The organism is Actinomyces sp. oral taxon 849 str. F0330, assembly GCF_000239715.1.
In the GTDB taxonomy this organism is placed as follows: Bacteria; Actinomycetota; Actinomycetes; order Actinomycetales; family Actinomycetaceae; genus Actinomyces; species Actinomyces johnsonii.
The window spans coordinates 150,762-171,037 of the sequence record NZ_JH470354.1; the positions used below are offsets into that span (position 1 = coordinate 150,762).

Below are 20,276 nucleotides of genomic sequence, written 5' to 3' on the forward strand. Positions count from 1 at the left end.
GGTGGTCGAGGCCCAGAGTGCGGGTGCGGTCTTCGAGGTTCTGCTCGAAAAGGGAGATGGCCTCGTGGAGCCTCCCGGCTGCCTGGTAAGCGCCGGCGAGGTTGCCGCGCGAGGCCAAGGTCTCAGGATGGTCGGGACCCGCGAGACGTACGAAGTCGGTGAGGTTCTGCTCAAAGAGGGGGATGGCCTCATCCAGTCTGCCCGTATCCCGGTAGGCGCCAGCGAGGCGGTGGCGTGAAGCCAAGGTTTCAGGATGGTCGAGGCCCAGGATGCGGCTGACGTCGTCGAGGTTCTGTTTGTACAAGGTGATGGCTTCGTCGAGTCTGCCCGTATCCCGGTAGGTAGCGGCGAGGTTGTTACGTGCGGCCGAAGCGCCTGGGCTGTCAGGGCCCATGATGCGCATGGCGTCTGCGAGGATCTGCTTTTTCAAGGTGATGGCTTCATCGAATCTGCCCGCTTCCCAGTAGGTGTCGGTGAGCTGGTCACGTGAGGTGAGGGTGCTGCGGTGGTCGGGGCCCAGGACGCGGCTGCGGCCGGTGAAAACCTGCTCGTACAGGGTGATGGCTTCGTCGAGCCTGCCGCTCGCTCTGTAGGCGCCGGCGAGGTTGAAACGTGAGGTGAGGGTGCGTGGGATGGTCGGGGCCCAGGACGCGGATGGAGTCCTCGAGGTTCTGCTCGTACAGGGCGATGGCTTTGTCGAGCCTGCCCGCGTCCCGGTAGGTACCGGCGAGACTGTTGCGTGAAGCCAGGGTGTCGGGGTGGTGGGGGCCCAAGGCGTCGCAGGCCTGGGTCACGGAGTCAGTGAGACAAAGGGCTAGCTGGGACATCCCAAGGCCGGTTGCGTATTCCAGTGTCTCGGCGAGCTTTGAAGACACCTGTGGCTCAGAAAACAATGAATGAGAGTAGTCCTGTGATGTGACTGAGAGTAGCTGCTCAATGAGATGTTGGGTCTCGTGTCGCCGCTGTTCAGGATTCTCTAGGCGGTCTACGTCAATCCCGCTGAGAAGTGCTGCTGTGCGCGCACTCGCCTCATCGAGCTTCTTCTGGTTGCTCAGGTAGGTTTCCCGGTACACGTGTCCCTGGAGGCGGTGAATAACGGTCTTCTGGCCGTCGTTGGATTCTTGGATGACGGAAGCTCTCTTCAGGGAAGACAAGGTGTCGCGTACTGCATCGGAGTCGCCGTCGAGCCTCAAGAGCCAGTGAGTCGGCACTCCGGAAGCAGCCAGGAGGGACAGTGCGCCGAGGAGCGATACGGCGATCCTCTCCTGCTGAGGATGCTTGGTTCTGAGCTGCTCCAAGACCTGTTCATAGGCCATGAGCAGTGCGATGCCGACGGCGTCGGGGTAGTTGGCACCCTCGAGGCGACTGATGTTTGACTCGAGCGGGTGATGACTGAGCCTGTCAAGGTAGCCGGATAAGGCGTATACACCCTGTTGTGCTGTCGCGGCGGCTTGGGTGATGGCGAGGGGCACGTCGCCAAGCGCATCCGCGATCCGGTCAGCTGCTTCGCGGTGAGTGTCGCCAGTGTGCTCGCACAGGAGGGCGATCGACTGCTCCCGATCGAAGGCGCCCACCGCCAACCGCAGCCACCCCGGGCCGTCCCAGTCGAGGTGGCGCGTGGTGGTGATGAGGGTCCGAACTCCAGTGCCCTCGGGGATGAGGTCTCTCAGGTCGTCGGGGTTCTCCACGTTGTCGAAGACGAAGAGACTATTGCTCCCATTCGCTGAGCGCAAATTATTCATGAGGCGTCGAACGACGACCTCCAGAGGGATGTTCTTCGGTGCATCGATATCGATCCGCAGTGCGACCTCGTAGAGATCGACAATGATTTCCTTGCGTGAGGCCGCATGAATCCACGCGACTAGGGGCCAGCCCTCCTCCTCGCACCTGGCCGCAACCGCAGCGGCCAGCTGAGTCTTGCCGCTTCCCCGCATCCCCGTCAGAACCGTGCGAGGCTCCACGCGAGTGAAGACGGCGTCGAAGAGCTCATCCTGTTCCTGCCGCTTGACGAAACCTGCGGCGATCATCGGTCGACTTCCGAAGCGAATTCGCGTGGGAGAAGCGGATGGGTGGCGTGTGGTCATACTACGGATCTCCCCGATGTCCTTAGACGTCGTTCTCAGTGGCTCGTGAGTCTGTGCTTACCCCAGGGGGTGGCCATGCCGCCTATCGTACAAGTGGACGGAAATGCAGAAGCAGGATTCGTAAGGCGTCAGAGTTCGATGCTGAGGAATGCAGAAATCGCGTGGGGCAACGGAAAAACCATTGCCCCACGCGAAGAACGTTGCTGCCGGTGAATCGGTGTCGATGAAAAGGGCTCCGTCAGGCGGCGATGGTGCCGGCGGAGACCAGGGCGATGATGATGAGGCCCAGCAGCACGCGGTAGACGAGGAAGGACGTGAACTTGTTGGAGGACACGAAGCGCAGCAGCCAGGCGATGGTCGCGTAGGCCACGATGCCGGAGACGATGGTCGCGATAATGGTGGGCGTCCAGCCCACGGTGTCGCTGATGGTGCCGGCCTCGGTCACGGCTTCCAGCAGCCCGGCCGCGACCAGGGACGGGATACCCATGAAGAAGGACAGGCGCGTAGCCGTCACCCGGTCGAACTTGAGGAAGAGGCCCGCGGAGATCGTCGCCCCGGAGCGGGAGATGCCGGGGAAGACCGGTGAGAGGGCCTGGAACGCGCCGATGATGAGGGCGTCCTTGACGGTCACGTCCTTCATGCCCTTGGTGAGGTTCTGCTGGCGGTCGGCCAGCCACATGGCCCCCGACCACAGAATGAGGGCCCCGGCGATCACCCACAGGGAGCGGACCGGCCCCTCGATGAAGTCCTTGAACAGCAGCCCGACGGCCGCCACCGGGATGGACCCCAGGATGATGCCCCAGCCGAGCGTGTAGTCGGGGTCTTGGCGGGCCTGCCTGTTGCTCAGGCCCTTGATCCAGGCGGTGACGATCCGGACGATATCGGACCAGAAGTAGATGATGGCCGCGAGGATCGCACCCACCTGGATAACTGCGGTGAAGGCGGTCGTGCCCGCGGAGTTGATCTCGTAGCCGAGTAGCTTCTCGACGATGTTGAGGTGCCCGGTGGAGGACACTGGGAGGAACTCGGTGATGCCCTCGACGATGCCGAGGAGGACGGCGTGCAGCCAGTTCAAAGGGACTCCTGGGGTGGACGGATGGTGGACTCACGGCAGGTTACCGGCGCAAGGGAAGGGGAAACGTCCAGATGGCTGTGGTACCCGCCGCAGCGGTGGACGGCTCGATCATGGGCGACGTCGGGTCAAAGGCCCAGTTCTACAGCCGCGTATGAGTTTGTATCCCTTTTATAACGTTGGATGCGTGGCAAGTCCAGCCCGTGTGATCCCGGCGTGTGGCTAGCCCTTGGCCGGGGTGTCCTGAGGCGCGTGGAATGTGCTGAGTTGACCCCTCGAAGGCGCTGCCTGCTCCAACGGGGTCGTGCCATGCCGTGAAGATGGTCTTATCCCCGCCAACACTGTGCGCAACCACCTCGAAAAGTGCTCTGGCTCACTTTTGCGCGCTTTAGATCTTTTAGATCTTTTATAACTTCAGGGCGCGTTGAGATCCAGTGACGGGAGGTGAAGGCTCGGACGGCCGTGGCGGCGAACTCAGTCCGTCTCGGCGCCCAGGTGGCTCAAGGCGACGTCGTGCAGCAGCGAGTTCGTGGCCACCGCGTTGCCCCCGAAGGGCCCGGGCTCGCCGTCGAGGGAGGTGAAGCGCCCGCCCGCCTCGGTGACCACGGGCACGAGCGCGGCCATGTCGTAGAGCTCGAGCTCTGGCTCGGCCGCCAGGTCCACGGCCCCCTCGGCCACCAGCATGTAGGACCAGAAGTCCCCGTAGGCGCGGGTGCGCCAGCACGACTGCATGAGCCCCAGCATCCCACGCAGCCGCTTGATCTGCGCCCACCCCGACAGCGAGGAGTAGGACATCGAGGCCCGGGTGAGGTCGTCGACGCCGGACACCGACATCCGCCGCGCCGAGCTCAGCGAGCGTCCGGTCCAGGCCCCGCCGCCGGAGACGGCCCACCAGCGCCTTCCCAGCGCGGGGGCCGAGACCAGTCCGACGACGCACTGGCCGTCCTCGATGAGGCCGATGAGCGTGGCCCACACGGGCACGCCCCGCACGAAGTTCTTGGTCCCGTCGATCGGGTCGATGACCCACTGGCGCGAGGAGTGCCCGGTGGTGGGCAGCTCCTCGCCCAGGACGGAGTCGCGCCCGCGCGCCCGCCCCAGCTGCTCGCGGATGACGCGCTCGGCCTCCCGGTCGGCCTCGGTGACCGGCGTGAGGTCCGACTTGGTCTCCACCGTGAAGTTGCCGGCGTCGAAGCGGGCCTGGGTGAGGCTGTCCACCTTGTTGGCGATCGTGTGCGCCAAGTGCAGGTCGTCGCGCCAGCGTCGCTGCTTGTCCGGGGGCGCCGTCGTGGTGGGCGGTGCCGCCTCCGGCGAGGGCGCCGCGGGAGGCGCCGGGAAGACGGGGCGTTGCGGGCGGGGAGTCTCGCTCATGACACCACGTTAGCGGGGGAGCGGGCTCGGGGAAGTCCCACGGCCGCCGGGCGTGCCACTCTCCGGGCGCCTCGCGACCGCGGCGAATCGTTATCGAATCTTGAGATTCTGGGGGGTGGGCGGCCGGATGAGCGAGTGTCGATTTCTGCCGTAAAATTGCGGAAGAACGGCGTCGGGCGTCATGTGATCAGGCGGCCACGATTTGGCTGCCTGTTACTGGTTCGTTACGCTGACAGGCATGACCCAACTCGGGAGACTCTATGCAGCATAATGCCGCTTTTACCAGGGACGACGTCGTCACAGCCGCCCTCGAGATTGGTGTGGACCGGTTCACCATGGGCAAGGTGGCGCGCCGACTGGGGGTGAGTACGGCCGATCTGGGACGTACTGTCAGCTCGCGCGACGACCTGCTGGTGGCCTGTCTCGAGCGCGTCTCCGCCGACGTCACGCTGCCGTCCGCGGGCCTGCGCTGGCCGGACTACCTGCGTCAGCTCTCCGACTCGCTGTGGGATGTGCTCGACGCCAACCCCGGCCTGGACCACACCCTCATCGACCTGGCCTGGGCCTACGTGCCCTTCATGTCCGTGGCCAAGCGAGCCCACCAAGCCCTGGTCTCGGGCGGTCTGCGCAGTGAAGACGCCTACCTGGCGCTCAACTACACCCTGTCGACGGTCCTGACCTCCCACCAGCAGGCGGCCGCCATGGCCGAGACGATCGAGTCCGAGCATCAGCCGGGCCGCCGCGAGTGCGGCATCGACATCGCCACCCGCATGTGGGACGAGCGCTTCGGAGATTCGGGCGCCGCCCTCGGCATGCGCCGGTCGCACCAGCTGCACGGCGGCGACGACGCCGACCGCGTCCCCTTCCGCCCCAAGGAGTCCTGGCTGGACCGCGGTGCGATGGCCCCCAAGTTGGAGGTCATCATCGGCGGCTTCTCCAGCCTCAGCAACGTCCTGTCCTCCGGCGCCGGGGGCGACGGCGCCTCGCGTGGTCCATCCCCCGCATCGCAGTCCAACGACACCAGGGAGTCCTCCGTGAACACTCTCGTTCTCGTCTTCCACCCCAACATCTCCGAGTCGCGGGTCAACAAGGCCCTCGGGGCCACGGCGGAGTCGCTCGGCGGCAACATCACCGTGCGCTACATGTACGACATCTACCCCGACTTCAACATCGATGTGGCCACCGAGCAGGCCGCCCTGCTGGGCGCCGACCGCATCGTCCTGCAGTACCCCATGTACTGGCTCTCCTGCCCGCCGCTGCTCAAGAAGTGGCTCGACGACGTTCTCACCTTCGGCTGGGCCTACGGCTCGACCGGCACGGCCCTGCACGGCAAGGAGCTGCTCCTGGCCGTCAGCGTCGGCGGCGCCGGCAGCGCCTACGGCCGCGAGGGCGCGCACATCTACACGATCCACGAATTCCTGCGCCCCATGCAGGGCACCTCGCGCGTCATCGGAACCAAGTACGCCGTGCCCTTCCTGTCGGTGGGCGCCCTGGAGATCACCGACGAGGCCATCGCCCGGCGCGCACAGGACTACGCCGCGGTCCTCCAGACCGCCGAGCTCCCTATGCTCGACATCTTCGGCTGAGGCGCTGCCCGCCCCTGATCCTGTTGGGTCCCCGTCGGCGCGATCGCCGGCGGGGACCGCGGACACGCACCTGCCCGCGCCACCTATGAGGGTCTCGGCTTCCGGCGCTGGCCGGTGGCCCGCTACTTCAAGGACCTGGCCGACGGCGACTGAGCCGATACTGCACCGATACTGCGGACTCGATGAGAAGGGGCCCAGAACCATGTGACGGTCCTGGGCCCCTTGACGATGATCGGGTCGCGTCTCCCGTCAGCCGCGGCGATCCAGAGTCGGAAGGTCGGCGGACTCCAGAACGGCCGCGTAGTCCTCGACCCGCTGAGCCAGGGCCTCATCGGTGATGGTGAGGGTCCCGGTGGTGGTGAAGGGCTCGAGGTAGGTCATCTGGACCATGTTCGCCGTCGCCTGGAGCGGGCGCAGCAGCTCAGTGAGCGTGTAGCCGTAGGAACCGTCGTGGCTGTAGTCATCGCCGGGACCGCCCGTGCTGACGGCTAGGAGCAGCTCCTTGCCGGCCAGGGCCGTGCCGGTCGAGCCGTAGGCCCAGCCGTAGAGGAGCACGTCGTCCTCCCACTGCTTGAGCAGGGCGGGGGTGGAGTGCCAGTACATGGGGAACTGGAGGACGACCCGGTCGGCGGCCTCCAGGGCGGCCTGCTCGGCGGCGACGTCGACCTTCTGATCCGGGTAGATGTCGTACATGTAGCGCACGGTGACGTCGTCACCGAGGGTTTCGGCCTTGGCGGCCAGGGGGCGGTTGACGCGTGAGGCGGACATGTCGGGGTGGAAGACGAGAACGAGGGTCTTCATGAACGCTCCTGCTTTCAAATGGTGATCGTGGACGGCGCGTCGCTCGGTCGGAAGACGCCGACGACGCGTGCCCTCCCGTTCGATGCTACGCACCGCCGGCGCGGTGCGGGCGCGAATCGGGGTCAGGGCTCCAGGAGCACCTTGATGGCGCGGCGTTCGTCCATGGCCTTGTAGGCCTCGGGGGCCTCTTCCAGGGGCAGGCGCAGGGTGAAGACCTTGCCGGGATCGATCTCGCGCTTGAGGATGCGGTCGATGAGGTCGGGCAGGAAGCGGCGCACGGGGGCGGGGCCGCCCAGCATGTTGATCTCGGCGAAGAAGAGCTGGTCCCCGGGTAGGGAGACGCCGTGGGCCACGCCCACGTAGCCCAGGTACCCGCCGGGGCGGCAGGAGGCGATGGCCTGCATCATCGAGGTCTGGTTGCCCACGGCCTCGACGACGCCGTGCGCGCCGTAGCCGCCGGTGAGCTCCTTGACCTTGGCGGCGCCCTCGTCGCCGCGTTCGGCGATGATGATGTCGGCGCCGAACTCGCGGGCCAGGGCGGCCCGGTCCTCGTGGCGGGAGAAGGCGATGACCTTCTCGGCGCCCAGGGCCTTGGCGGCCAGGACCGCGGATAGGCCCACGGCGCCGTCGCCGACCACCGCGATGGTCTTGCCGGGGCCGGCCTGGGCGGCCACGGCCCCGAACCAGCCGGTGCCCAGCACGTCGGAGGCGGCCAGCAGGGAGGCGATGATCTCCGGGTCATCGGGTCTGCCTCCGGGGACGACGACGAGGGTTCCGTCGGCCAGGGCCACGCGCGCGTACTCGGCCTGGGTGTCGCCGATGAAGCCGCCGTTGGCGCAGCGCGACTGGTAGCCGTCCTCGCAGATCTCGCAGGTGTTGTCGCTCAGGCAGAAGGAGCCGACGACGAAGTCGCCGACCTTGACGTTCTTGACCTCGTCGCCGACCTCGACGACGGTGCCCACGTACTCGTGGCCCATGGGCCGGGCCTTCTCCAGGGGCTGGATGCCCCGGTAGGGCCACAGGTCAGAGCCGCACACGCAGGCGGCCTCGAGCTTGATGACGGCGTCGGTGGGGTCGATGACGTGGGGGACCTCGCGGTCCTCGACGCGCACGTCACCGGCGGCGTGCATGATGACGCCGCGCATTGTGGTGGGCAGGGCGGGAGCAGAAACAGTCACAAGCAGTCCTCACATCAGTGCGGGTTGATATGTGAAGACTAAACGCGCGCCTTGCCGCGGGTCCACCGCCTGCCGGGTTCTGTCAGGTCCCCCCAGCGGACTTGCGGGGCGCCAGTCGCGGCTTGAGGACTCGGCCTATTCGGCCCGAGCATGGGCGAAGACCGGTGCCGGCGAGCGGCAGTGATGAGCGCAGATGGCCGCGAATGATCGCGCTCGGCCGAAGTCCGGACAAACCCGGGAAGGCGCTACTGCACCTGCTCGTGCCCGTCATTCGACGTCGTCGCACCGGCCCCGCGCGGAAGGGGCAGCACCAGCGGGTTCCCGGTGAGCGGGTCGGAGATGACCCGGACCGCCAGGCCGAAGACCTCCTCGACCATCTCTGCGGTGACGACCTCCTCGGGCCGCCCGTGGGCCAGGATGCTGCCGGCACGCATGGTGATCACCTCGTCGCCGTAGCGGCAGGCCTGGTTGAGGTCGTGGAGCACCGCCACGATCGTGGTGCCCAGTTCGGAGTTCAGGTCTCGGCACAGCTCGAGCAGATCCACCTGGTGGGCCAGGTCCAGGTAGGTGGTGGGCTCGTCGAGCAGGAGGATGTCGGTGCGCTGGGCCAGCGCCATGGCCACCCACACCCGCTGGCGCTGCCCGCCGGAGAGGGAGGACACGTGCCGGTTGGCCAGGCCGACGACGTCGGTGCGCTCCATGGCCTCGGTGACGGCCGCGTCGTCGTCGGGTGACCACTGGTGCAGGAGCGACTGATAGGGGTAGCGGCCGCGCGCCACTAGCTCATGGACCGTGATCCCGGGCGGGGCGATCGATGATTGGGCGAGCATGCCCACTCGCCGGGCCAGCTTCTTGGGGGCCAGGGTGGCGATGTCGCGGCCGTCGAGGACCACCTGGCCGGCGCCCGGAGAGAGGACCCGGCTCATGGCGCGCAGCAGCGTGGACTTCCCGCACGCGTTGGGGCCCACGATCATCGTCACCGCGCCCGGGGTGATGGCCGTGCTCAGGTTCTCGATGATGGGGTGGCTGGGATGGTAGGCCAGGGAGATTCCCCGGACGCCGAGGCCCGTGGGCGGGGCCGTGGCGTCCGAAGGCGTCTCCGTTGAGACGGGAGTGGGCACGGATTACTTCTTCTTCGACAGCGTGTCTGTGACCGTGGTCATGACGAGCCGTGCCGCGGTGGGGCCGGCGTTGAGGAAGAAGGCGTCGTCGTCGACGCGCACAGCGTGCTTGTCGCTGACGGCCTTGAGCCCCGCCCACAGGGGCATGGCGGTCAGCTCGGTGTTGTTCTTGTCCTGGTCCTTCTCATCCTTCGGGGTCTTCTGCGCCCCGTAGAGAATCCAATCGGCCTCGGCGTCGGCAAGGGTTTCGGAGTCGATGTCCTTGTTGCCGTTGTCGGTGAACTTCTGGGTGTCGGGACGGGCGACGCCCATGTCGGACAGGACCGATCCCGCCAGGGAGACCGCCCCGAAGATGCGGAGCTTGTCGCTGGTCTTGCGCAGCAGCGAGACGGTGGGGTTGCCGTCGATCTTCTCACCGGACTTCGCGGCATCGGCCTCGTAGGTCTCGATCCACTTCTTGGCGGTGTCCGGCTTGCCCAGGGCGTCGGCCACGAGCAGGAAGTCTTGCTTCCATGCCTCGCTCTTGCCCTGGGTGACTACCGTCGGCGCCACTGCGGACAGGGAGGAGTAGAGGGCGTCGATGTCGTCCTTGCCTGCCTGGTTGACGAGGATGAGGTCCGGGGAGAGGTTGCCGATGTCCTCCACGCTGGGGGATTTGCGTGAGCCGACGTCGGTGATGGAGCCCAATTGGTCGGCGTGGTCCGGGAAGGCCTTCTTGAGGTACTCCGGGACCGTCTCGGCGCCGTCGCCCTTGGTGGAGCCGATCGGCACGATGTCCAGGGTCAGGGCGACGTCGAGCTGGCCTGTGGACAGGATGACGACCTTGCTGGGGGCCGCCGGGATCTCCGTGCTGCCCTTGAAGTGGACGACCGTGCGGGGGAAGACGCCGTCGGCCTGGCCTGAGCCCTTGCCGTCGGGCATGCCGGTGGGCACCGACGAGGTGGGCTCGACCTTGGCCGATGAGGCGGCACTGGAGCCGGTCTTCTTGCCGGAGGAGCAGGCGGCGAGGACGGGGACGGCGGCGGCCAGGCCCGCGAAGGCGAGAATGCTGCGGCGACGGTAGAACGATGTCATGAACTTAGGCTAACCTCATTCCTGCCTCATTAATCAAGAACTATCCTCAGAAAAGGTGGGCCCGTGGTCAATATCGCCTCGATGGCACTCCCCGGCACCGGGCGTGCAGTTGTGGAGGATGCTGCAGGTGCCCTGGACTGCGGAGGTTCTGCGGGGCGCGTGAACGGGCCGACGTCGTGACCCCATGGCGGTCTGCTCGACGGCGCCGCCGCGGAGGTGAAGGGGGCGTTGGACTTCATACCAGGGGTTCCACAGGGGTTCCGACGAGTGTCATCATCCTTGTTCTCGCGGCACTGTGCGTGCTGCTGTGCCTGACGAGCCTGGCCATCGGATCGCGCAGCCTGACGCTGGAGGAGTTGGCGAGCGCCTTCACGCCCGGGGAGAGATCGGTCGCCTCCATCATCGTGTGGCAGCTGCGGATGCCGCGGACAGCCCTGGCAGTCATGGTCGGCTCCTCGCTGGCCGTGGCCGGGGTCGTCATGCAGGGGCTGACCCGCAACCCTCTGGCCGAGCCCGGCATCCTAGGCGTCAACGCGGGGGCCTCCCTGGCGGTGGTCCTGTCGATGTCCCTGCTGGGGCTCACCGACGCCAGCGGCTTTCTCTGGTTCGCCTTCGCAGGCGCCGCCGTGGCGGCGTTCCTCGTTCACCTCATGGCGCGTCGTAGCGCCGAGGCTGGACCCGCCAGGCTCGTGCTGGCCGGCGTAGCGCTGGGAGCGAGCCTGCGCTCGATCACCGGGACCGTCACCATGTACGACTCCGTCACCTTCGACTCCTACCGCTTCTGGGTGCTGGGCTCCCTGGCGGACCGGGACGCCGGGCTGTTGGTGTGGGTGGTTCCCTTCCTCGTCGCCGGCCTGGTGCTGGCCCTGGCCTCGGGGCTGACGCTCAACGCCCTGGCGCTGGGGGAGGAGCAGGCCAAGGCCCTCGGAGTGAGCCCGGGGCGGGCTCGGGCGCTGGCACTGACGTCGATCACCCTCCTGTGCGGGGCGTCGACGGCGGCGGTCGGGCCGATCTCCTTCATCGGGCTGGTGGTCCCGCACGTGCTGCGGCTGGCCCTGGGGGCCGACCAGCGCAAGCTGCTGGCGGTCTCCGTCGTCGCTGGTCCGGTGCTGCTCCTGACCGCCGACATCCTGGGCCGCGTCATCCTGGAGTCCGGTGAGATGGAGGCCGGCGTCGTGACCGCGTTCATCGGTGGGCCGGTGCTGCTGCTCATGGTGATCCAGCGCATGGGGGTGAGCGGGCGATGAGGCGGCCTCGGGGAGTCGGTGGCGGTTCGGTGTCGCCGGAGCGGGCGGTGCGGCTGGGCCCGCCGGCCTCTCAGCTGCGATATCCCCTGGGAGGCGCGAGGGTGTTCCTGGCCCACCGGCGGGCCGTGGTGGTGACGGTGCTGGTGCTGGTCGCCGCGGTGGCCGTGGTGGTCGCCTCGGTGCTGTTCGGCGCCTACAACATCTCCGCCGCCGACGCCCTGCACACTCTGGTGACGGGCTCCGGGAGCAGAATGGACCGCTTCTTCGTCCTGCATCAGCGGCTTCCGCGCGCGGTTGCGGCCGTGCTGGTGGGGGCGATGCTGGCGCTGTCGGGCGCTATCTTTCAGAGCCTGTCCCGTAATCCCCTGGGAAGTCCCGACATCGTCGGATTCACGACCGGCGCCTCCACCGGTGGGCTGTTCATGCTCCTGCTGGCGGCGTCGGCGAGTGACCTCCAGGTCTCGGTGGGCACGATTGTCGGTGGGTTTGTCACCGCAGCGGCGGTCGCCCTCATCTCGCGGCGCGGAGGCGTCGGTGGGGACAACCTGGTCCTGACTGGGATCGCCATCTCCGAGATGCTCTCAGCGGCCAACAACTACCTCATCTCCCAGGCGAGTCTCCCCAGCGCAGAGGCAGCCAAGGCCTGGCAGTACGGCTCCTTCAACGCGATCTCCTGGGGGCAGGTCAGGCCCCTGGCCCTGGCGGCTGTGGTGCTGCTGACCCAGGTTGTGTGGCTCGTGCGGCCGGCGGGCCTGCTGGAGATGGGCGACGACGCCGCGATGAGCCTGGGACTGCACGTCGGGCGAGTGCGCGGCGCGATGCTCGGCTACGGCGTCGTGCTGGCGGCAATATGCGTGGCGACTGCCGGTCCGATCGGTTTCATCGCCCTGGCCGCGCCGCAGCTGGCGCGCCGGTTGAGCCGGTCGGCCGGGGTCACGATGATCGCCTCGGCGTCCATGGGGGCGCTGCTGCTGGGCGGGGCTGATTTCCTGGCGCAGCGCCTGCTCAGCCCCTTTCAGATCCCGGTGGGCCTGGTCAGCGCGGCGTTGGGCGGGCTCTACCTCGTCTGGCTGCTCATATTCTCCTCCGAGCGCGCCGGGCGGACCGGCTGAGGCCGCCGTCGGGCGCGCTCGGAGCCAGGCTGCTGCTCTTTTAAGAACTCGCATCACCCCACGCATCTCACGGACCTCCGCCTTGAGTTTCGTGATTCTTAAGCCGACTCGGAGGCCTTCTGGATGTCTTGGTCGGTGGCGTGCTCCTTCCTGTACCTTGCGACCCAGCTGCCCACTTCTTTGGGCCACAAGGGTAGGACTAGCCACCTCGGCGATGGTGCGGTCCTTCATAGGACGCTTCACGCACGCCCCGTGTCTAGCAGCTCCTCTGAGTACTTCGCCGCTGGCATGGTCTCCACCCATGTCTACTCACGGGAAGAAAATCTCCCCAAATCCGACAAACGCCAGGCACTCCACATACAGGTTGGCGACGTTAGTGGTGCAGCTCAAGCAGCTGCTCCAGAATGGACACCACCGCGCCGGGGCGCGAGGGGACGCGGACCGTCTGCCTCCTCGCCCTGACCTCTTCCAGGCCGTCCCCGACGATGACACCGATATCTGCCGCGCGGATCATCGCTATGTCGTTGGCGTCGTTGCCTACCGCGACCCACGTGGAGACGGGCCGGTGGCGAAGGCCTGGTGCCTGCCCCATGACGGCTGTCCTTTCTGTGGTATCCGCCCCTCCCGAGGCGGCCGGCTCCTCCTCGCCAGTCGGCAGCCTCATACAGACGCTCTTGTCCACCCCTGCCGCGCAGACGTCGACCACGCCGTCCTCGTGCGGGTAGGCGACGACGCCGTCAAGGCGCAGCCCCAGCAAGTCCTGGAGAGCGCCCGCGGGCTCCGGGCCGCCCGTCTCCTGCGCGCCGGCAGCCCTCGTACCCGGATCAGCCGCTCCCTGTAGCGGATCGGCAATCCTCTGCCTGATGATGTCCTGCCCCGTACGGCCCTGGTGCCTCCTGCTGACGACCGTCACCTTGAGCACGTCGTCAGTCGGGACCTGCGCCGGGTCGGTGCACCACGTGCCATCCGGGTAGTCCCGCATGTGTTCCAGGCCGTCCCAGAGGCCCGGTGCCGTCTCGGAATCTTGGCTGCCCCTTCGCCGGGTCTCCTTCTCCGCCACTGTCCCTGGAGACGCAGCGAAATCTGAGACCGCTGCAGACGCCTCCCCTGACCGCGGCTCTGCAACAGGGACATGCCCTGCCAGTGCAGTGAAAGAGTGGCCCCGGTCCACGTAGAGGGGCATGCCCGCACGGAAGGCGGCGTCCACGACGGCGCGGACGTGATCCGCCCTCATGGGGTAGCGCCTCTCCTTGTCTCCTAGGCGCAAGAGAGCCCCGTTGAGGCAGACCGAGCCTTCCAGGCAGGTCACGGCGTCTCCCAGTACCTCGGTCATTCCTCGGGGCGCACGTGAGGTCGCCACGATGACCGATATGTCCTCACGTCCCGCGGCCCGCCTGAGAAAGGGGGTCAGCCGGGGATCGGCGACTCCGCCGAAGACGACGGTCCCGTCCAGGTCTGTCACCACGCCCACCGGGCTGCTCAGCATTGACCACGCATCCTTGCAATATCAGGAATAACCCTGCTCTGAAAGGTTGACCCATCACCTGGCGAGCAGGTCACGGGGACCCATTCTACGGCCTCGATCTCAGAGCGAGGGACCGGGTCGCCCGCAATATCGCACATGTAGACGAATAGGGTGATCATCCGGCTCCGGTCGAAGATGGAGACATCTTCATAGGTACCGAAGTAGGTGGCCGACACCAACGAGACCCCGAGCTCCTCATCAAGCTCGCGGCCGAGGCAGGCGACATGCGACTCCCCTTTCTCCAGTTTGCCTCCAGGAGAAATGAGGTCGGTCGTACCGCGCTTGCGGACAAGCAGCACGCTATCCCCGCGGAGAACGACCGCAGCGCACTTGACAACTGGCGAACTCTTTCCCATGTCACGCTTATCAAGTCGCACCCGCTCCCTCCCTCCTTGAGCGGCGAATGTAGTGCATGTTGAGGCCGACGATCGCCCCAATGACCACCGACCCACCTACGAGCGAAGCCGCCCCGGGATTCTCACGGAAGAACAGCCACACCCACACCGGGCCCAGCACTGTCTCCGCCAACACGAAGATTGCCACATGGTGCACGGGCAGGAGCTTCGGCCCAACGGATAAGCAGACCAGACCGACCGGCATGACCACGAAGCCCTCGGCTACCAGAGGCAGCCATGAGGAGGACTCGTCAGGAACCTTGACCCCGTGCAGAAGGGCGGCAGCGGTGAGTGCGCACAGCGCCCCACCGACCGCTGTGGTGAGGAAGGGGCTGGAGCGGCGTTTGGAGGAGCACACGAAGCCGCCGCTCATCGACACGGCAGCCAGCAGGGCCAGCAGTTCCCCCCGGCCTGCGGCGCTGGACAGCTGTGAAGCGAAGATGATCGTCATACCGGCCAGCGACGCCAGGATTGCCAGGACCGTCGGCCGGTCGATACTGGCCCGGAGAAACACTCGTCCCAGAATTGCCGACCATACCGGCATGGTCGCCATGATAAAGAGCGTGTTAGCGGCGGAAGTGCTCTCGATGGAATACACGAATGCCACTGATGCTATCCCGAACATCAGCCCGTTACCCCAGGCAGCCCACTCGTTGTCCCAGCGTTGCTTTACCCCAGCAACGTGGCAGACCATTGCCGCCAGCACCATGGCAGCGCATATCAGCACACCGCGCCACAACGACAACACCCCGGCCGGCTGGTCTACAGCGCGGATGAGGGCTGCATCAAAAGACATGACCAGGACCCCGCCGAGCACCACCACCGCGCCCCGGACGTATCGGTTATCTAGCATTCCCGACATCTGATCAGTCCCTCCAGGTCACGGCAGAAGGCTTCAGTAGCATCGACCCAGGAATCATCCTTGCACCCCAGGCTCGAGTACGAGTAGCGAATGATTCCCTGACGCCTGAAGTACTTGGCGCTGGGTGGAAGTTCTCGTACCATCACGTTCGCGTCGCCTCCTCCTCTGGACATCTTTACCGCCGCCATAGGGAGTCCGCCGCCACCTCCCACGATCTCTAATCCCTCCGCGGCCGCCCAGTCGACAAGGTCTTGAGAGAACAGGAGCTGCGCCTTGTTCCAGACCTTTCCGCGTCTCATTCTATCAAGCGCCTGTTCAAGCAGATCAAGTGATGGGCAGCCGCCCTCAGTCAGTGACAAAAAACTCGCAATCGACGGCAGCTGTTGCTCTGTAACGGCATCTAGTATCACTATACCCAGCCCCGGTGCGAGCGCCAGATGCTTATGAAGCGGCGCAATTACGACTGTACCACTCGACACCAGTTCCTCGGTAAGGGAAGTGCCAAGAGACTGTGCTCCGTCCACGACAGAGGCTGTCGCGCCCCCTGGTTCACGGAAGCTGTTATCGACGCTAACGTCCACTGGGGCTACATGCGTATGAAAACCGACCCACCTGCCGTTGAGCACCTCTTCCATAGATCTGACTACCCCTTGATAGGGACCGTAGTGCCTCCATAGTGGACCTGCCCCTCTCAATCTTAAATTCTCTGCCATAATCCCCCCGAGCACCACAGCCAGGGCGGTAGAGGTGTTCGGGACAAAATGAATGCAGTTAGAGTCTACGCCTAGGTCGTGGCCCAGCATGTCAGCAAGAGCGCTCCGACTTCTGGAAGTATGTCCGTAATATGATTCTCTCGATCGGTCGCGACTCAAGAAAGGATTTAGTGAAGGATTTATTGAGGCTGGATCATTTGGCATACCTAGAACCCTCCAAGGAGGTGGAAGAGTTAACTTTACTGCCCTGAAGGAAGTCGATAATGTCGACAGCCTTGCGCTCCTTATCGCACAAATACTGTAAAACAACTTCATCGCTCGGCGTGGTAAAACTGTCGGCGAATACCGACAGGCCCTCGAGTGATTTTGTGGACAACCCTAACTGTAATAACTTGTACTTAACGTCATCAGACGACTGTGCCCAGTCGTAGATGGGGCTCTCGTACGTGATTCCGTAACCCTTCATGAACTCCACAAAGTAGTCCTTGGCCACGGAACGCTGCTCCGGAAACTCCTTCTGGTAGACAACGATACCGTCATTAACTATAGTAATGTCGTTCCGCTTGCAGTAGTCGATCACGTGGCAGTGTATCGCTATTTTCTCTCCCAGTAGTACAAGATTCTTCCTGTAGGTCAGGATGTCTTGTTTAAGGTCGGCAATAGCGAGAGAGCGGAAGCTTCCAGAAATATCTTGTTTGACGTGTCTCAGCATCAGTCCGCCAAAGCGGCTCCTCATCTCTCGCACCCGTACCTCAAGGACATCTCTGTGTAGAGAACATCCAGAATTTGCCGTGTACAGATGTACTGGGATACCTCTCAGCATCAGGGATCAGGCTGCAAGAGTGCTATCGCGTCCACCCGTGAACATCACCAACTGTGCATCGCTGCCAGCGTATTCTCCCAAGGTAATCTCCTTCTGTGTTTGCAACCAATTCATCGAGTCTCACCTCATGTGGAGCCCATCTGGATGCAAATGATTCGATCTACTTGTAGTTAAATTAACACACTCCCAAGAATGCTGCAATTCCAGAACAATATACGATATGCACAAAATAATTACGGAGGTTAGTAGCACTCCTTGAGGTGGGGCTGGCAAAGTTGGTTCAGGTGCTTGGCTGGGTGATGAAATTGATGGCTCGTTTGGTCGTCTTGACGTGGATTTGGCGGTTGAGGCGATGAATATGCTGGGGCTGTGGAAGAGTCGGGTCACGCTGATGGGCAGGTTATGCAGGTCGGGCATGATCTCGGGGACCGTTAGCGGTGTGCAGCTGGTGGTGGTCCTCGCACGTGACGACGTCTCTGGCCCAGTGGAGTCGGTTCTCTATTTTCCAATGCCCTTGGAGCCAGACGGTGACCTGTTCGGGCTGGGCGTCGGTCATGGGTAGGGAGCTCAGGGATCGGCAAAGTCGGTGGGTGAGGGTGTCTGAGCTGGTTTGATGGGGCGGTGTGTCGTTAGGACGGGGGCGCAGGCCCCGTGGGGACGATGAGTGGTGCTTAATCAATCCCTTCGTCCTGGGAGCCCGCGCTGATGTCATCCTCCACCACGAACGTCTTGTCGCGCCAGCCCCTGGTCCAGGTTCTCAGGAACATCACCGACCCACGCGACAGACGCGGAGTGCGCCACAGCCTGTTCACGGTCTTGTCTCTGGCTGTGACCGGAGTGCTGGCGGGCTGTCGCAACCTGATAGCGATATGGGAGCACGCCACCGACCTGACTGGTGCCGACCTGGAGGCCCTGGGGCTGGAGGAGGGCCAGGCTCTTCCGTCGGAGTCGACCATCCGCCAGGTCCTGCAGGACCTGGACCACGCCACCGGCGCCGTGCTGACCCAGCAGCGGGTGGCGGACAGGTCCAACCAGAGGTCCCGGCCCTGAGGGACTTGCTTGAGCCCGTCGACCTGGACGGGGTGGTGGTGACTGCCGATGCGATGCACGCCCAGACCACCTGGCGGCCCATCAAGGGCACCATCACCACCACCGAGACCTCCACCCCCTACGACCTCGTCCGCATCACCTCCTACCTCACCGACGACGCCGAAGAAGCCCAAGGCCACTAAGCCCCGTACTCCCTCGCTGTCAGACACAGGGAAAGATCCGTCAATCCCTGCAGCTCACGAGCTTCGGTCAGTCGGCCGCTCCAGCCGCCCAGGCCTTCATACCGCCCTCGAGGTTGAGGAGCCGGCCGGGGCAGCCCGCTGCCCTCAGCGCCTCGATGGCCCGGGCCGAGCGCACGCCGGCGGCGCACACGACCACGGTCGGGCGATCCGCGTCCAACTCGTCCATTCGCGCCACCACCTCGCGCAGTGGAATATGCCGGGCCCCCTCCATCGGCTCGAGCGCCACCTCGACGTCCTCGCGCACATCCAGCAGCGCCGGTGGCTCGGCAGCGTCCAGGAGCCTCCGCAACTCGGCAACAGAGACGACGTCCTCCGTCGATCCTGTTGTCAGGTCCTCTTCAGTCGCCTGAACCCTGAGGCGTGCGCTGGAGCCGGTCTCGGGACCCCGTGGCCGTCCGGGGGCGTCGATCCGGGAGGTTCGGGCGGGCCGGCAGGTATCGGTCTCAGGAGTCTGGGGGAGCGTGCAGGAATCGACCGGCGTCGACAGCTCCGTGATGCTTGGGCCGGCCCCGCACACCGGGCAGGCCGGGTTCTTCGCCACCGGAATCTCCCGCAGGCGTGCCCCCCAGACGTCCAGCAGCGCCAGCCTTCCCAGCAGCGGCTGCGCACCCCCGATGATGAGCTTGAGCGCTTCGGCTGCCTGCATGGTGCCGATGATCCCGGGGAGCACCCCCAGTACCCCGGCCTCCGCGCAGGAGGGCACCGAGCCCGGGGGCGGCGGCGTCGGATGCAGGCACCGGTAGCACGGGCCTCGGCGGGCGTCGAAGACCCCCACCTGCCCGTTGAAGCCCAGCACTGCCCCGTGCACCAGCGGCAGCCCCAGCATGACGGACGCGTCATTGACCAGGTACCGCGTGGGGAAGTTGTCCGTACCGTCGATAATTACGTCCCAGCCGTCCAGCAGACCCAGGGCGTTCTCCGCGGTTAATCGAATCCGGTGGGGGATGACCTCGACGTCGGGGTTGAGCGCCCTGATCGCCGCAGCCGCCGAGTCCACCTTGGGGCGGCCCACGGCGGCGCTTGTATGGATGACCTGGCGCTGCAGGTTGGTGAGGTCGACGTCGTCGTCGTCGATGAGCCCGATCGTGCCCACCCCGGCGGCCGCCAGGTACAGGGCGGCCGGCGCCCCGAGCCCGCCGGCGCCGATGAGCAGGATCCGGGCGGCCCGGATGCGCTGCTGGCCGACCACCCCCACCTGCGGCACGAGCGCGTTGCGGTGGTAGCGCTCCAGCTCATCTCGGCTGAGCGGCCGCAGGCGCTCATCGGCGATCACCGAGCCGTAGGTGCGTTGGTCGGCCCTGCTCATGGTGTCTCTTCCATCTCTATTCGCCCCTCGTTAATGCTGTCTTGATCTCCGGTGCTGGAGGCCTCAAGCCCGGCGGGCGACGACGCGCACCTGTACCGCCTTGATGACGCAGCAGACCTGGCGGCCCTCGGCGATGCTGAGCTCGGCCACGGCCCCCGCGGTGACCGCAGCCGACAGGCGCTGCCCCTCCTCCAGCTCCAAGCGCACGCTCACCAGCGCGCCCGAGCGCTCCAGTCCCGTCACCCGACCGGTCAGGACGTTGCGGGGGCTTCCCTCGGGCGCCTCGCGGTAGAGGGCGACGGCATCGGGCGGCACCAGCGCAACCCCCGGAGCCCCAGGGGAGAGAATCTCGCCCCGATCCGCGGTCTCGGCCTCGGTGGAGCCGTCCTGCGGGCGGCCATGAATGACCCGGCCCGACGGCAGCCGCAGCCCCGGGGCCCCGGCCTTCCCGTCGATGACGCCCATGAGCACGGATGTCCCGGTGAGTCGGGCGACGAAGTCCGAGCGCGGTGCGGCCAGGACCTGCGCCGTCGGCCCCTGCTCGACCACGCGGCCCCGGTCCAGGACGACGACTTCCTCGGCCAGCGCCGTCAGATCCAGGACGTCATGGGTCACCAGCAGCAGCGTCAGCCCCTCCTCGGCGCACCGGCGCGACACCAGACGGCGCATCTCCTGGCGGGCGGTGACGTCCAGGGCCGACATCGGCTCATCGAGGAC

The 20,276-nt window shown here is 65.8% G+C and carries 18 protein-coding genes and 2 pseudogenes; 6 read left to right on the top strand and 14 right to left on the bottom strand.

Annotation, left to right across the window (positions count from 1 at the left end):
* The 3 genes and pseudogenes from HMPREF0975_RS17190 to HMPREF0975_RS10115 form a co-directional block, all read right to left on the bottom strand.
* Positions 1–2,084: pseudogene (locus HMPREF0975_RS17190) on the bottom strand (tetratricopeptide repeat protein); the annotation flags it as partial.
* A gap of 238 nt (positions 2,085–2,322) precedes the next feature.
* Positions 2,323–3,159 carry an undecaprenyl-diphosphate phosphatase gene (locus HMPREF0975_RS10110; RefSeq protein ID WP_009234066.1) on the bottom strand — a complete coding sequence of 279 codons (837 nt, stop codon included), beginning with the start codon at positions 3,157–3,159 and terminating at the stop codon, positions 2,323–2,325.
* Between the two features lie 471 nt (positions 3,160–3,630).
* Positions 3,631–4,524, bottom strand: a complete 894-nt coding sequence (locus HMPREF0975_RS10115; RefSeq protein WP_009234067.1) for an inositol monophosphatase family protein — start codon at positions 4,522–4,524, stop codon at positions 3,631–3,633.
* A 260-nt stretch (positions 4,525–4,784) separates the two neighbouring features.
* On the opposite strand from HMPREF0975_RS10115, the gene HMPREF0975_RS17195 reads away from it, so the two are divergent.
* Both HMPREF0975_RS17195 and HMPREF0975_RS17200 read left to right on the top strand, forming a co-directional pair.
* A complete protein-coding gene (locus HMPREF0975_RS17195) occupies positions 4,785–6,110 on the top strand; it encodes an NAD(P)H-dependent oxidoreductase (protein ID WP_009234068.1) in 1,326 nt (441 codons plus the stop codon).
* 48 nt (positions 6,111–6,158) lie between these two features.
* Positions 6,159–6,263 (top strand): annotated as a pseudogene (locus tag HMPREF0975_RS17200) (GNAT family N-acetyltransferase); the annotation flags it as partial.
* 96 nt (positions 6,264–6,359) lie between these two features.
* On the opposite strand, the gene HMPREF0975_RS10125 reads toward HMPREF0975_RS17200, so the two are convergent.
* The 4 genes from HMPREF0975_RS10125 to HMPREF0975_RS10140 all read right to left on the bottom strand — a co-directional run bounded on the left by HMPREF0975_RS10125 (position 6,360) and on the right by HMPREF0975_RS10140 (position 10,284).
* The gene (locus HMPREF0975_RS10125; protein ID WP_009234069.1) at positions 6,360–6,911 is read right to left on the bottom strand and encodes an NAD(P)H-dependent oxidoreductase; all 552 of its coding nucleotides are present in this window, start codon (positions 6,909–6,911) and stop codon (positions 6,360–6,362) included.
* Between the two features lie 122 nt (positions 6,912–7,033).
* The gene (locus HMPREF0975_RS10130) at positions 7,034–8,089 is read right to left on the bottom strand and encodes a zinc-dependent alcohol dehydrogenase family protein (RefSeq protein ID WP_009234070.1); all 1,056 of its coding nucleotides are present in this window, start codon (positions 8,087–8,089) and stop codon (positions 7,034–7,036) included.
* 245 nt (positions 8,090–8,334) lie between these two features.
* Positions 8,335–9,210 carry an ABC transporter ATP-binding protein gene (locus HMPREF0975_RS10135; protein ID WP_009234071.1) on the bottom strand — a complete coding sequence of 292 codons (876 nt, stop codon included), beginning with the start codon at positions 9,208–9,210 and terminating at the stop codon, positions 8,335–8,337.
* A gap of 3 nt (positions 9,211–9,213) precedes the next feature.
* Entirely contained in the window at positions 9,214–10,284 is a 1,071-nt protein-coding gene (locus HMPREF0975_RS10140) for an ABC transporter substrate-binding protein (protein WP_009234072.1), read from the bottom strand.
* 299 nt (positions 10,285–10,583) lie between these two features.
* Between HMPREF0975_RS10140 and HMPREF0975_RS10145 the strand changes: the two genes are divergently transcribed.
* Together HMPREF0975_RS10145 and HMPREF0975_RS10150 are read left to right on the top strand one after the other, a co-directional pair.
* Positions 10,584–11,531, top strand: coding sequence for a FecCD family ABC transporter permease (locus tag HMPREF0975_RS10145; RefSeq protein WP_009234073.1), 948 nt, complete (start codon positions 10,584–10,586; stop codon positions 11,529–11,531).
* Entirely contained in the window at positions 11,528–12,643 is a 1,116-nt protein-coding gene (locus HMPREF0975_RS10150; protein WP_049939746.1) for a FecCD family ABC transporter permease, read from the top strand. Before HMPREF0975_RS10145 ends, HMPREF0975_RS10150 begins: the two co-directional genes overlap by 4 nt.
* Positions 12,644–13,016: 373 nt before the next feature.
* On the opposite strand, the gene HMPREF0975_RS10155 is transcribed toward HMPREF0975_RS10150, so the two are convergent.
* Genes HMPREF0975_RS10155 through HMPREF0975_RS10170 form a run of 5 tightly spaced genes read right to left on the bottom strand, consistent with a single transcriptional unit; the run spans position 13,017 to position 16,874 of the window.
* Positions 13,017–14,129 (bottom strand): HAD hydrolase family protein, encoded by a 1,113-nt coding sequence (locus HMPREF0975_RS10155; protein ID WP_009234075.1) that lies wholly within the window; start codon positions 14,127–14,129, stop codon positions 13,017–13,019.
* Positions 14,123–14,545 (bottom strand): NUDIX hydrolase, encoded by a 423-nt coding sequence (locus HMPREF0975_RS10160; RefSeq protein ID WP_009234076.1) that lies wholly within the window; start codon positions 14,543–14,545, stop codon positions 14,123–14,125. The genes HMPREF0975_RS10155 and HMPREF0975_RS10160 overlap by 7 nt, the downstream gene beginning before the upstream one ends.
* Positions 14,535–15,425 carry a DMT family transporter gene (locus HMPREF0975_RS10165; protein ID WP_009234077.1) on the bottom strand — a complete coding sequence of 297 codons (891 nt, stop codon included), beginning with the start codon at positions 15,423–15,425 and terminating at the stop codon, positions 14,535–14,537. The genes HMPREF0975_RS10160 and HMPREF0975_RS10165 overlap by 11 nt, the downstream gene beginning before the upstream one ends.
* Entirely contained in the window at positions 15,410–16,342 is a 933-nt protein-coding gene (locus tag HMPREF0975_RS15665) for a DUF6024 family protein (RefSeq protein ID WP_009234078.1), read from the bottom strand. Before HMPREF0975_RS15665 ends, HMPREF0975_RS10165 begins: the two co-directional genes overlap by 16 nt.
* A complete protein-coding gene (locus HMPREF0975_RS10170; RefSeq protein WP_232212508.1) occupies positions 16,332–16,874 on the bottom strand; it encodes a hypothetical protein in 543 nt (180 codons plus the stop codon). Before HMPREF0975_RS10170 ends, HMPREF0975_RS15665 begins: the two co-directional genes overlap by 11 nt.
* A 792-nt stretch (positions 16,875–17,666) precedes the next feature.
* On the opposite strand from HMPREF0975_RS10170, the gene HMPREF0975_RS10180 reads away from it, so the two are divergent.
* The gene (locus tag HMPREF0975_RS10180) at positions 17,667–18,011 is read left to right on the top strand and encodes a transposase family protein (protein ID WP_009234081.1); all 345 of its coding nucleotides are present in this window, start codon (positions 17,667–17,669) and stop codon (positions 18,009–18,011) included.
* Positions 18,012–18,016: 5 nt separating this feature from the next.
* Positions 18,017–18,193 carry a hypothetical protein gene (locus HMPREF0975_RS16215; protein WP_198009173.1) on the top strand — a complete coding sequence of 59 codons (177 nt, stop codon included), beginning with the start codon at positions 18,017–18,019 and terminating at the stop codon, positions 18,191–18,193.
* A 67-nt stretch (positions 18,194–18,260) separates the two neighbouring features.
* Here the strand turns inward: HMPREF0975_RS16215 and moeB are convergent, their stop codons facing one another.
* Both moeB and HMPREF0975_RS10190 read right to left on the bottom strand, forming a co-directional pair.
* Complete coding sequence (gene moeB, locus HMPREF0975_RS10185; RefSeq protein WP_009234083.1) at positions 18,261–19,559, bottom strand: molybdopterin-synthase adenylyltransferase MoeB; 1,299 nt, start codon at positions 19,557–19,559, stop codon at positions 18,261–18,263.
* 63 nt (positions 19,560–19,622) lie between these two features.
* The coding region (locus HMPREF0975_RS10190; protein ID WP_009234084.1) for a TOBE domain-containing protein at positions 19,623–20,276 on the bottom strand (654 nt) is incomplete at its 5' end.